Source organism: Capnocytophaga sp. oral taxon 864 (genome assembly GCF_002998835.1).
GTDB lineage: Bacteria > Bacteroidota > Bacteroidia > Flavobacteriales > Flavobacteriaceae > Capnocytophaga > Capnocytophaga ochracea.
The window spans coordinates 1,626,443-1,640,011 of record NZ_CP027232.1 but is presented as its reverse complement, the minus strand read 5'-3'; the positions used below and the strand labels follow the sequence as shown (position 1 = coordinate 1,640,011).

Sequence of the window (13,569 nt, the reverse complement as noted above, 5' to 3'; positions counted from 1 at the left end):
ATTTTTAATATGTAAATGAGTGAAAAAATAGCAATACAGGGTATCAAAGGTTCGTTTCACTATCAGACGGCTGAGAGTTACTTTGGCAAAGACATAGAGGTGCTGGAATGTCGTACTTTTGATGCGGTAGTGAAAGCACTGCTGAAAGGCGATGCTAACTGGGGCGTGATGGCTATTGAGAATAGCATTGCAGGAGCAATATTACCTAATTATGCGCTTATAGACCACCATAACCTGCATATTACAGGGGAGCACTATATGAACATACAGCACCACTTGATGGCGCTAGAAGGGCAACGCTTGGAGGATATTACTGAGGTGCATTCGCACTATATGGCACTGTTGCAGTGTAAGGATTTCTTTCACGATTATCCTGATATAAGACTGGTGGAATCTCCTGATACAGCTGAGGCAGCACGACAGATACACTTGCAACAACTCAAAGGAGTGGCGGCTATTGCTTCGGCATCGGCTTCTGAGCTTTACGGCTTGCCTATTATAGCGGAAAGCATACAAACCATTAAGCGTAATGCTACCCGCTTTGTGGTACTCAGAACTACTGATGCACACCTGCCCAAAAGAGATATCAATAAGGCGACGCTTAAATTCCAGGTGTATGACAAGAGTGGTAGTTTGGCAACCGTGCTGAACGTGTTACGCGATTATGATATGAATATGACTAAAATACAGTCGTTGCCTGTAATAGAGACTCCTTGGAAATACGCATTCTTTGTAGATGTGGTGTTTGATAGTTATGCTCGATACCAACAAGTGATGCAACTTTTGGATATTATGACAGAAGAGCTAAAAGTATTAGGGGAATATGAAAATCGGTTGAACAGTGAGAGCTATTCAAAATCAATCATATAGAAAATAAATATAAAAAAACAGATTAAAAGATAGCTTCTATATCAAAAAAATTGACTAATATTGACCGCGAAATTAATAATCAATGGTTAAAGGTTAATGATAAATGACAAAAGACTAATTAGAAATGGCGAATTATGAATTACAAAAGGTGGCTGTATTTAGACGCAATAGAGTGCACCAATACTTACATACCCAGCTTTTGTTGGCTTTATTTCTTAGCTTTTACTTGTTATCTGCACAGTCTATTTCTTTAGAGAATATCTGGACGCAACACGCTTTTTACCCCGAACGTATGTACAACTTGAAGGCACTGAAGAAAACCCCACAATATACAGTGCTCGAATATAGCCGTGACAAACACATTCAGGAAATCAACCTTTACGACTTTGCAACACTCAGCAAAGTACAAACACTCTTTGAAACTAATGAAAGGGTGAATAGGATTGAGAGCTATGAGTTTTCTCCTGATGAGAAAAAGCTCCTCATCGCTACCCGAAAAGAGGATATCTACCGACATTCGTTTATAGCCGATTATTTTCTGTACGACCTCGCTTCTGGCGACCTTAAAAAAGTGAGCGATAAGCGCATACAAGTCCCCACTTTTTCGCCTAATGGTAAGCAATTGGCTTTTGTATACGAAAACAACTTGTATTTATACGACCTTACGACGGGTGCGGAAACCCAAATCACTACCGACGGACAGAAGAACGCTATCATCAATGGTACTGCCGATTGGGTGTACGAAGAAGAGTTCGGGATTGTGCGATTGTTCGCTTGGAATGCCGATGGTACACAATTAGCATTTATACGTTCGGATGAGCGCAAAGTACCTGAGTTTTCAATGGACATCTACGGTTACGACCTCTATCCTACACCTTATACTTTCAAATATCCCAAAGCAGGGGAAGCTAATTCGGCGGTAAGTTTGCACATTTATACTGTGGCTGATAAATCGGTGGCTGAAATACCCTTGAAAGCCTATTATATCCCACGTTTGCAATGGACAAACGACCCTCATAAGCTGACGGTACAAACTCTCAATCGCCACCAAAACGATTGGCAACTCTTGCAAGTGAATAGCCAGACGAAGGCGACGACTTCCTTAGTGAAGGAAACCAGCGCGACTTATGTAAGCATCAACAAGGATATACTATTTTTACCCGATAATAGTTTTATTTACCAATCGGAGAAAGATGGAAATAACCATTTTTACTACTGCAATGCCAAAGGAAAATTAGTATGCCAGCTCACGCGTGGTAACTGGGAAGTAACCGATTGCTATGGCTATGATCCTAAAACCCAACAGTTGTTCTACCAATCTACCCAGACGGGCTCTACCCGCCGAGGGCTCTATGCGGTAAACCTCAAAGGCAAAGCTCCTCGCGCGCTTTCTACTGAGGCAGGAACAAACAAAGGCACATTCAGTGGGGATTTTTCTATGTATATCCACGCTTTTGCCAATGCCACTACGCCTCCACGCTATACGTTAAACGATACCAAAAGTGGCAAGCAACTCAAAGAAATCGTTACCAATGCCGAATACGCCCAACGATTGAAAGCCTATAATTTGCCCGAAAAAGAGTTTATGGAACTGAAAACTGCTAAGGGTACTTTCAACGCTTATATGCTCAAACCTAGGGATTTTGACCCTAAAAAGCAATATCCGCTCTTGATGTACCAATACTCAGGACCAGGTTCACAAGAAGTTGCCGACCAATGGTGGGATATGAATGACTTTTGGCACGCAATGCTCACCCAAAAAGGTTATATAGTGCTATGTGTAGACGGCAGAGGCACAGGTTACAAAGGAGCAGATTTTAAGAAATGTACCTATCAGCAACTAGGGAAATACGAAGTTGAAGACCAAGCAGAAGTTGCTCAGCTCGTAGGGACTTATCCTTATATAGATAAGAGCAGAATAGGTATTTGGGGTTGGAGTTTTGGTGGATTTATGTCGTCTAACTGTCTGTTTCAAAAAGGCGATATATTTAAAATGGCGATAGCAGTAGCCCCTGTTACCAATTGGCGTTTTTACGATACTATTTACACCGAGCGTTTTATGCGCACCCCCCAAGAGAACGCAAAAGGTTACGACGAAAATTCACCGTTGTTTCACGCTGCCAAACTCAAAGGTAAATACTTGCTCATTCACGGTAGTGCCGACGACAATGTACACGTGCAAAACGCAATGGTGCTCATCAATACCTTGGTGAGTTTGCAAAAAGATTTTGATTGGTTAATTTACCCCGATAAGAATCACGGTATTTACGACAACACAGGTAGCACACGCTATCAGTTATATACAAAAATGACGAATTTTATCATAGAAAATTTATAAACAAAGCCCCCGTCCCCCGAAGGGGGACAATCTGTAAAAGAAAAACTTTACTGGATTAAAAATATTTAATGTAGAATTTTAATTTATAAACAAACTTTTTAATTTATTAAATAAATGGATACAAACGTAGAAAATGCGAAAAAGAAGCACCCTAAGGGGCTTTATTTGGTGTTCCTAACAGGTATGTGGGAGCGTTTCAGTTACTATGGAATGCGTGGTATTTTGATGTTATACCTCACCAAGACGTGGCTTGAAGGCGGTTTGGCTTTCGATAAAGCTACAGCGAGTCTTATCTATGGCTTTGCCACAGGGCTTACCTATTTCACTCCACTGATTGGTGGTTGGATAGCCGATAACTTTTTAGGACAACGCAGGGCAGTATTGTTAGGGGGACTCATAATGTTCTTCGGTGAGTTTGCGTTGTTCTCTATAAACACTCACTTTGGCTTATATTTAGGGCTCTTTTTGCTAATTATAGGTAACGGGTTCTTCAAACCGAACATTTCAGCCTTGGTAGGAGGACTCTATGAATCAGGTGATAAACGTCTAGACTCGGCTTTCTCGATTTTCTATATGGGTATTAACTTAGGGGCTTTCTTAGCACCACTCATTACTGGATTCCTTACTGATAACATCTTTGCTACTCACGGTGTAGATGCACAAGGAAAAGAAATAATTCTTTCTTACGGTTATAGATATGGATTCTTGGCAGCTGCTATCGGTATGCTTATAGGAGAGTTGATATTTGTTTTCTTTGCACAGAAATACTTAGGCGACCTTGGATTGCAACCAAAAGGTGGTAAGAAAAAAGTAGAAGAACTTTCGGAAGCCGAAGTGCAAAAACCACTTACCAAAGAAGAAAAAGAGCGTATTGCTGTTATCTTTATCTATTTCTTCTTTGCAATCTTCTTTTTTGCAGGATTTGAGCAAGCGGGCTCTTCGCTTACCCTTTATACCGATAACTATATCAACAGGACGGTGATGGGCTTTGAAATTCCTACTGCTTGGTTCCAATCAGTAAACCCATTGTTTATTGTATTATTAGCACCGGTATTTGCATCGTTTTGGGGTACTAAAATGGGACAACGTCTCACTACTCCGTTTAAAATGGGAATGGGAATGATACTCTTAGGGGTAGGGTTCTTCTTTATGCTTGGTGCTGTTTACGAGCGCGGTGGCTCCATAGGGGTAGACCCTAAAGATATAGCAGTGAAAGCGAGCTTGGCTTGGTTGGTGCTTACTTACCTTACTCATACCATTGGTGAGTTGTGCTTATCACCCGTAGGACTTTCTACGGTTACAAAACTTTCACCTCCGCGTTTAGCAGGACTTATGATGGGTGTTTGGATGATGGCTGCTTTCTTCGCCAATGCAGCAGGAGGAGTGATTGCTTCTTACGTAGAGAAACTTGGGGCAAGCGTAGTATTTGCTGCGGTTTCAGGATTTGTAATCCTCTGCGGTTTAGGAATGATACTCCTTAACAAGAAACTTCAAGCGATGATGCACGGAGTAAAATAGTGCGAGCGTGTGAGCCACACAAGCGCATACAAACCGTACAAGTTATATAATAAAGGCTGTCCTATTTTAGGACAGCTTTTTTGTTATATATATTCTTGGATTTGTTAAGTAGAGAGTTATAGCACGACGGGTGGAGTGAGCCATATAGGCGGGGAAAAATTAGCAAATTAGCAAATTAGAAAATGAGAAAATGAAGATTGTCAGTTTATTCAACTTTGCCAAAGTTTCAAACTTTGGCAAAGTTTGAGATAAAAAAGCGATGTGTTGGGTCTGTTAAGAGTATTCGGAAGATATCGGAAAAGAACGGAAGAAGATAGGGAGGGTTTTTGATGAAAAAAGGCTGTAAGGAGGGTAGGGGTAGCTTATAGAGAGCTTATAGGAAGCTTATACGAATCTTGGACGATTGGTATAGAAAGGGTATATAAGTAGTTGGTAGTGAATAGTTAAAGGAGAAGGGTTAGGAGGTGATAAACGAGAAGAAAAACGAAAATAAAACAAAGATTAGAGAGATGTATCTTAAAAATTGTTTTTTGGTATTGTATGTTATTTTTGTATTTTTGCACCGAAATAAAAGAAGAAGCTACGAGCTTATAGTATCTGAGAAGCAAAGCATATCGTTTTATCAAGGAGAGTTGAGCCTAACGCTCCTGAGATGATGGAGTATAGAGGGATAGGGTTTAGCTTTGGAGTGCGGTTTTGATAGTAGAAGAAGCTATCGTGTTAAATTTATCAATGGTTAATTGCTAATTGTGAATTGTTTTGTATCTTTGCACCCGAAATGAGTGGTTATGGCAAAACTGAAGCTATCGACAGAGTTTTTTTGCGATTATAAACTTATCGCTCTTCACACCCATTTGGAAGACTATCAGCTAGCGTATTTCTTAAATAAAACGCTACATTTGCAGTTGGCTAAGACAAAAGGAAAGGCTTGTTTGACGATGCCTTCGGGAGGACAGTTTTCTTATTATACGTGGGAGGACACCTCTGCGGATATTATTTGGCATTGTATAGCTAACAAACTGCAAGACACACAAGCTCCTACCGCTGTGGTTACCCTTTTTGAAGAACTGCCACAGGTGCAATATTTGGTTGAGAACGAAAAGAAGGTGGATTACTTTTTGAAGATAGATACTGAAGGGCGGCTGGATATACCGAAAATTTTAAATCGGCTTCGTGAAGTGCCTGCCACTACCGCACGAGAAATAGCAATTGATACCCTAGATAAAAAATATAAATTGATTTTTCAAGAATGTTAAATACAAAGAAAACAAAGATTGTAGCGACCTTAGGTCCAGCGACCGAGAGTCCTGAGGTGATAAGGGATATGATGGTTGCAGGGGTAAATGTATTCCGCATCAACTTCTCGCACGCCGATTACGACGATGTGCGCAACCGCGTGCAAATGATTCGCCAAATCAACGAAGAAAACGGTTTTCATACCGCTATCCTCGCTGACCTACAAGGTCCTAAGTTGCGAGTGGGGGTAATGGAAGACGACGCTACGGTATACCCAGGTGACCGAGTTACTTTCGTTACCGGAGAGCCCTTCGTAGGAACTAAAGAGCGCGTATATATGAACTACAAAGCTTTCCCAATGGACGTGAACCCAGGAGAGCGCATCTTATTAGACGATGGGAAGCTCATCTTTGAAGTAGAATCCACCAACCGTGAAGACGAGGTAGTAGCGGTAGTAGTGCAAGGCGGTCCGCTGAAATCTAAAAAGGGCGTGAACTTGCCTAACACCAAAATATCACTCCCTGCGCTTACCGAAAAAGACGTACGTGATGCCCTTTTTGCTATCACACAAGACGTAGACTGGTTTGCGCTATCGTTTGTGCGTCACCCTGAAGACATTCAGGATTTAAAAGACCTCATCAAAGAGAATGCAGGTCACGAAATTCCTATCATTGCCAAGATAGAAAAGCCAGAAGCCTTGGTGAATATTGATAAGATTATGGCAGCTTGTAATGGGATTATGGTTGCTCGTGGTGACCTTGGAGTAGAAATCCCTGCTGAAGAAGTGCCTCTTATCCAAAAAGAATTGGTGCGCAAAGCTAAATCACACCACATTCCGGTAATCATCGCTACCCAAATGATGGAAAGTATGATTTCCAGCTTGACACCTACCCGTGCTGAAGTAAATGACGTAGGAAACTCGGTAATGGACGGTGCTGATGCGGTGATGCTTTCAGGCGAAACTTCGGTAGGAAAATATCCTGTACAGGTAATCCAACAAATGACTCGCATTATCAAAAGTGTAGAGGATTCGAATTTGATACAAGTACCACTTGTTACACCTTTTATCCGTTCGTTGCGCTATGTAACTAACACTATCTGTTTTCACGCAGCCAAGATGGCGAACGATACCAATGCCAAAGTGATTACTTCGCTTACAAACAGTGGGTATGCTGCTTTCCGCATTTCGTCGTACCGACCTAATTCGCACATTCTCATCTTTACTGCCAACAAGCGTATCCTCACCCAGTTGAACCTCTTGTGGGGGGTAACTACTTTCTACTACGACCGCTTTGTTTCTACAGATGAGCTTATTGAAGACATTAACCACATTGCCAACGAAAAAGGCTACGTGGATATGGGTGATATAATGATAAGTCTCGTGTCGATGCCAATGCAAGGCAAGGGAATGGTAAACACTTTGCGCGTATCGGAAATCGACTCGTGTGCGGTGAATTTTGAGAAGAAAAAGAAGAAATAATTTTAGAGGGTTAATATTTGAGAAAGGTCGTTTGGCAAGGTGCTGAACGACTTTTCTTATTATTGGTTGCAGTACGATAGGCGATTACTTGGGCGAGCCGGACTGGTTATACGAAGCTGAAGGCTGACAACTAATTGTTAAATTGATAAATTTGCTTTATCTTTGCACCCAAAGAAGAACAGATATGCAGTTTTTTGGAGTGTGATAATTAGCCGATTTGGATAATAATCTAAGAGCTAAAACTAACGACTAATAACAAATACTATGATAAAGAAAATATTCATTTTTACAAGTCTGCTATTAGCAATGGCTTGTAGTGACAAAAAAGAGAAAGAAATAGCAGCGATTCCGATGGACTTTGATTGGATACGTCTTGATTCGCTCTTTATGAAAACTCCCGACGCAAAAATGGGTGAGTTAAGTGCACAGTATCCTTATTTTTTCACTCAGAGCGTTACTCCCGAAGAGTGGTGTGAGATACGAAAGGGTTCTATCTTCCCTGATATTCCTGCTTTTGCGAATCTACATTATGCCGATTTGTACGGAGAAATTGAAAAGAGTGTAGGTACACTTTCTGCTGAAAAGAAAGAGATTAAGAACTTGTTTCAGCATATTAAGTACTATTTCCCCAAGTTTGAGCCACCTAAGGTTGTGATGCTCATCAGTAGGGTAGCTTATGAAACCCGAGTGATTTATGCCGATAGTCTCTTACTTATCGGTACAGATAATTACTTAGGAACTCAACACAAATACTACCAAGATATGGATAAGTATATCAGGGCTGATTTAGACAAGAAAAACCTTGTGATAGATGTAGCTGATGCTTTTGCCGATAAACTCGTACCTCGTGGCATACATCTCACTTTCTTGGACAATATGATTTACGAGGGCAAGAAGCTCTATTTAGAAAGTGAGTTATTACCCAAAAAAACACCCGCTGACCTTTTGCGGTATGACGCAAAGAAGTACGCTTGGGCTGAGGCAAACGAAGCTGAGATATGGCGTTATTTTATAGAAAAAGAATTGCTATATCAAACAGATAAGAAACTGCTCACCCGCTTTTTGTATCCAGCTCCCTTCTCCAAGTTTTACTTAGAATTAGACAACGAATCACCAGGACAAATAGGTAGATTTATAGGGTTACGCATAGTACAAGCCTATGCTAAAAATCACAAAGAGGAATCTATGTTGAAAATTTTGGCAATGAAACCCGATGAGCTCTTTAAGCAATCACTTTACAAACCTGATAAGAATTAAAAGCGAGTTACGCACACAATTTAATTTAGAAATTAGCAGATTAGTAGATGAGCAAATGTTTTGATTAGCTAACATCTTTTTACTTTGGAGAAATGAAAATTCTAAACACACAACAAATGCGCGAAGCTGATGCGCATACTATCTCTGCTGAAGGTATCACCTCGTGGCAACTGATGGAGCGCGCCGCAACCAAACTCTTTGAGTGGATAAAAGAACACCTCCCCAAAGAGCGAACTGTTACCGTATTGGCAGGTACGGGAAACAACGGAGGAGATGGTCTCGCTTTGGCGCGTATGCTCATAGCTGATGGTTGGCAAGTGAATACTTATCTGCTTTGCTTTAGCGAACACCTATCGCCAGATTGCCAGCAGAATAAAGAACTCTTAGAAACACAAGGAATTGCGATTGCCGAAATACGAGCCGAGCAAGTAAGTAATATTACGTTTGGTAAGATAGTGATAGATGCTGTTTTTGGCATTGGACTCAATCGTCCAGCTCCTAAATGGATACAACAAATATTTTGGAATTTAAATAACTCTAACAGCTATATATTAAGTGTAGATATGCCCTCGGGTCTGCCTACCGAACGCATTCCGTCTCCCGAGGAGGTTTGGGTACACCCTCACCAAGTGCTCACTTTTCAAGCCCCGAAATTGCCTTTCTTCCTTCCTTCCACAGGTTGCTATATCCGTAAGTGGGAAGTGCTCAACATAGGTTTAGACGAGCATTTTTTAAAGACTCTTCACCCGGATTTCTACTATCTCGAATCCGATATACAGCAATTACAACGACGACGTGCTAAATTTTCGCACAAGGGTACTTATGGGCACGCGTTGCTTGTAGGTGGGAGCTATGGTAAAATAGGGGCAGTAGTGCTTAGCGGGACAGCCGTATTGCGCGCAGGAGCAGGTCTGCTTACCGTTGCTATTCCCCAATGTGGTTATAACATACTGCAAACTGCTCTGCCCGAGGCGATGGTACTCACCTGTGAGGAAGAAAAACACTATAAGACAGCAGAGATTCCTTTTACACCCTCTGCCATAGGCGTGGGTATCGGTTGGGGTACGCATCCCGAAACCGCCTCAGCACTCTTTGATCTTTTTCAACAATATCCTAACACTCCTTTTGTAATAGATGCCGATGCGCTGAATATTCTCGCTCAACACCCTGAACAATTAAAAAACCTTCCAAAAAATGCAATTCTCACACCACACCCTAAGGAATTAGAGCGTCTTATAGGTAAGTGGGACGACGACCTGCACAAGCTCACCAAAGCCAAAGCCTTTGCCAAAGAGCACAAAGTAATACTTCTCATCAAAGGTGCCTATACGATGATAACCGATGGAGAAAAGTATTGGATAAATTCCACTGGAAATGCAGGAATGGCAACCGCGGGCAGTGGCGATGTGCTTACTGGAATGCTTACGGGCTTACTGGCTCAGGGTTATAGTGCGGTAGAAGCTGCTTGCTTAGGTGTCTTTTTACACGGTTTACAAGGTGACCGTGCAGCAAAAAAAATGGGTATGGAACGCCTTATTGCACGTGACCTTTTATAACCTTGGCACGGTTTTTGCCCATATGTTAGCGGTTTATCATTAAAAACTCACAAATAATGAAAAGACTTATCCTAAGTATGGCAGTAATAACAACGTTTCTCACAAGTTGCGGCAACAGTAAAAACGCTGTAAGTTACACTCCTGCTGAGAACTATTTTGTGAATAATACTTTCCAAAATACAAAAGTAGAAACTTTAAAAATCGACTCACAAGCTGATTTTGACCGTATCTTTGGAGGTGCTACTACTATCACAGCGCGCCCTACCACTATTGATTTCAGCAAACAGAGCGTTTTAGCTATCGTGGCTCCTGCCAGCAATAAGGAAGTAAAAATAGTGGTAAAAGCCTTAGAAACCACACTTACAGGTGGTATTTTGGTAAAATATACTATAGATGAAGGTAAAGATTTAGGTCATACAGCCCAGTCTTCTGAAATACTCATCGTAAACAAAACCGATAAAGAAGTAGAGTTTAGAGAAGTATTTTAAACCATAGAAAAATCCCATCGCTATTATTTTATATAACAATAGGGGAGACAGTTTACATAAACTGTCTCCCCTCTCTTTTTGATTAATATCAGTCGGATATAACCAAATACTATTTCCTCTTTTATATCGCTATACTCCCCTCTTTACGACCCTATAGCTCGCCCCTCCAAGTTTCTCAGAGTCTCTCCGAGACCTTCAGTAAGTCGTCTGTCCTTTCTCTTATTTTCGCCTCGAAACCTTATTTTTACCATTTTTAACCTTCTTGTACTACAGTATGAATCAAGTACTTATATACCCTTTCTATACCAATCGTCCAAGATTCGTATAAGCTTCCTATAAGCTCTCTATAAGCTAAGTGCACTCAATTTACCTCTTATCTTTTACCTTTTACCTGATTTCTCTCTTCCGTTCTTCTCCGTTTCCTTCCGAAAAACCCTAACCAGTCCTATTTGTCCAACAAGTCATACCCATCAAAAAACCTTTTTTATCACTATCCATTTGCTAATTTCTCAATCTACTAATCTGCTAATTAATGGCCGGTGTGGCTCGCACCTGCGACCTTGTACCTGTACTTACGCTATTTTAAAGCGTATAAATATAACTAAAATTGATGACAGCGTGGTAACGAGTGATGTAGTTACCTTTGTTCCAAAAAGAGCCTCCTATTTCGCCAAAAATTGCTAATTTGCTATGATCGGAAGCGTATAAATCTATTCCTCCAAAAAGATGATAACCGAGATTGACAGTACCTCCTATCCAACCTTTGTTGTTCACATCCTGAGTTTTGAATTGTCGCCACAAAGGAGCGCTGAGATGAAGTCCGGCACCTGTAACAATACCAATATTAGGGCTCACAGGAGTAACCACAGCTAATCTCAAGGGCACATCAAGGGTAGAGACTCTGAGCATTGCGTAGTTACTTTCACTTTGCTGAAAACTTCCTTGTGAAAACTCGCTGACTCCAAACCCCATTTCAAAGCGGAAGTTTTTTTCAGGAGAGTAGAGCACTCGCATTTGCAGGCGTAGCAAATCACCTCTCATTTGGAAATCACTGCTCACCATTTCAGCAAGCCCTAATCCTGCATCGAATTCACAAGACCATTTCGCATACGGAATACTATCTTTAACGGTTCCTTTTTCTTGGCTAAAAGCGCTAACAGTAGCGCATAATAACAGGGATAATAATAACTTTTTCATTTTATATTTAGTTTTTTAAGCTTTCAAGGATTGAAAGTCAGAATTGTCAGACCAATCAGACTCCGTCCAATAACTAACCCCTTATTTAGGTATTCCCCAAATAGGGAAAGCATATAAAGGGAATTCGTAGCTTTGCAATAGGTATACGGGGTTATCTTCTTGAGGTTGAACTTTTATATTTAATTTTTTGATATAGAAGCCCTGTGTACCAAGGTCGTAGATGGCACCTAACGCACGTTTAGCTTGCTCTAAGATAGCCTTGTTTTTCTCATCGCTCCAAGCTTTAGCATCGCTAGTACTCAAATTTTTATCACTGTCTTTTAAGTATAAACGTTTGTTTTTAAGTTCGTATTTACAACTGATTTGTAGTATAGAGAATCCACCATCAGGGAATCGATGTCCTATTTGTATATTACAATCATCAGTGCCATCAAACATTATTCTAAGCATAAAGAGGTCGGTAGAGGCATTGACTTTTAAGACATCTTCATAGAAGGCTTCACTCATATATTCATTATTTTTGAAAGCTTGGCTTATAAGAGCAAACCCTTCAATGGTGGTATTGACATCTTTATAATCGTCGTTGTCAAAGAAATTAGGAGGTACTGAGGAATAGAAAAGTTCGGCAGTAACCCCATTTACTGTTGCCTTATACACCGGAGGCATACTACCTGCAACGCGTTCCAACTCGGTAAAAGGTTGTCCTCCTAAAGTGAAAGTGCGATTGAAAGCAACGCCTTTTTCAGTTGCTAAAACAGCTACTTTACTTTGGGTATCTTTCAGCGCCAACACTCTATTGGTAAACTGAATAGGGTAAGTAGTAGGAGTGCCCGTAGCGGTGCTTACTTTTAGATAATAATGAGTTGCATTTTCCGTAATCGGAGTGATATTTCTGTACAAAGCAGGGGTGCGTGTCCAGTCGGCAGAGGTGGCAGGCTCAAAGTAAATAAAAGAATTGCCTTTTACAAGTAGATTCTGGAATTTGAGTTTGTTACCATCTTTACCTGTGTACAAAAACTGATATACCTTCCCCGTATGGGCATAGCCTATTTCCCCTTGTAAGGCATCGGCTAACAGATGGATTTGATTCTGCCCTATAAAACTGAGCACCAAACCACGTGCCTCTTCTTGGGTGCTATAGCTACTGATAGTGGGGGTAGTAGTGCCACAGAGGTCGGAGAGCATAGATACTTTTCCTTGAGTGTCGAACTTCATCAGGAACTGATAGCCTCCAAAAGAGTCGTCAGCAGAGATATAAGTAAGTTTCCATCCTTCGGAAGAAGCAGTAAGTTCTTTCATCAGGGCAGGGTTTTGTATTGGAGCAATAGGGTCGGGCTCAGGAGTGTTATCATCGTTCTTAGAGCAGAACGAGAGGCTCATAGCGATCAAGAGTAGGGTAAACTTTTTCATAAGGTGTTTATTTTATGGATGTTTTATTTTCCAAATAGATAGCACAATAAGCAGTAATAGGGCAGTAATAGCTATTACTGAAGGCTCATAGAAAATATGGGTAATGAGCAGGAGTACAGCTACTATAAGGATAAATTTGTACATTTAGGTTAGAGTTTTAGAGATTAAATAACTTTGCCAAAGGTGCGAGCCGCACGGGCAAGAAACTTTGGCAAAGTT

11 protein-coding genes are annotated in these 13,569 nt (G+C 40.9%); 8 read left to right on the top strand and 3 right to left on the bottom strand.

The annotated features are described in order from the left end of the window. Positions 1-15: 15 nt before the first annotated feature. The 8 genes from C3V44_RS07230 (at position 16) to C3V44_RS07190 (ending at position 10,743) form a co-directional block, all read left to right on the top strand. Positions 16-870, top strand: coding sequence for a prephenate dehydratase (locus C3V44_RS07230; protein WP_106096015.1), 855 nt, complete (start codon positions 16-18; stop codon positions 868-870). A gap of 124 nt (positions 871-994) precedes the next feature. Continuing rightward, complete coding sequence (locus C3V44_RS07225; protein ID WP_106096014.1) at positions 995-3,208, top strand: S9 family peptidase; 2,214 nt, start codon at positions 995-997, stop codon at positions 3,206-3,208. 114 nt (positions 3,209-3,322) lie between these two features. Then, entirely contained in the window at positions 3,323-4,726 is a 1,404-nt protein-coding gene (locus C3V44_RS07220) for a peptide MFS transporter (RefSeq protein ID WP_002674838.1), read from the top strand. 788 nt (positions 4,727-5,514) lie between these two features. After that, positions 5,515-5,982, top strand: a complete 468-nt coding sequence (locus tag C3V44_RS07210) for an IPExxxVDY family protein (RefSeq protein WP_106096012.1) — start codon at positions 5,515-5,517, stop codon at positions 5,980-5,982. Further along, positions 5,976-7,442, top strand: a complete 1,467-nt coding sequence (gene pyk, locus C3V44_RS07205; RefSeq protein WP_009419067.1) for a pyruvate kinase — start codon at positions 5,976-5,978, stop codon at positions 7,440-7,442. Before C3V44_RS07210 ends, pyk begins: the two co-directional genes overlap by 7 nt. A 264-nt stretch (positions 7,443-7,706) precedes the next feature. Next, entirely contained in the window at positions 7,707-8,699 is a 993-nt protein-coding gene (locus C3V44_RS07200; protein ID WP_016478466.1) for a hypothetical protein, read from the top strand. Between the two features lie 92 nt (positions 8,700-8,791). Further along, positions 8,792-10,255 carry an NAD(P)H-hydrate dehydratase gene (locus C3V44_RS07195; protein ID WP_106096011.1) on the top strand — a complete coding sequence of 488 codons (1,464 nt, stop codon included), beginning with the start codon at positions 8,792-8,794 and terminating at the stop codon, positions 10,253-10,255. 56 nt (positions 10,256-10,311) lie between these two features. Then, positions 10,312-10,743, top strand: a complete 432-nt coding sequence (locus C3V44_RS07190; RefSeq protein WP_106096010.1) for a hypothetical protein — start codon at positions 10,312-10,314, stop codon at positions 10,741-10,743. Between the two features lie 582 nt (positions 10,744-11,325). Here the strand turns inward: C3V44_RS07190 and C3V44_RS07185 are convergent. The 3 genes from C3V44_RS07185 to C3V44_RS12500 form a co-directional block, all read right to left on the bottom strand. Continuing rightward, complete coding sequence (locus tag C3V44_RS07185) at positions 11,326-11,940, bottom strand: hypothetical protein (RefSeq protein ID WP_106096009.1); 615 nt, start codon at positions 11,938-11,940, stop codon at positions 11,326-11,328. Positions 11,941-12,021: 81 nt separating this feature from the next. Beyond that, positions 12,022-13,350, bottom strand: coding sequence for a DUF4302 domain-containing protein (locus C3V44_RS07180; protein WP_106096008.1), 1,329 nt, complete (start codon positions 13,348-13,350; stop codon positions 12,022-12,024). 12 nt (positions 13,351-13,362) lie between these two features. Next, positions 13,363-13,494, bottom strand: a complete 132-nt coding sequence (locus C3V44_RS12500) for a hypothetical protein (protein ID WP_016478471.1) — start codon at positions 13,492-13,494, stop codon at positions 13,363-13,365. Between the last annotated feature and the right edge of the window lie 75 nt (positions 13,495-13,569).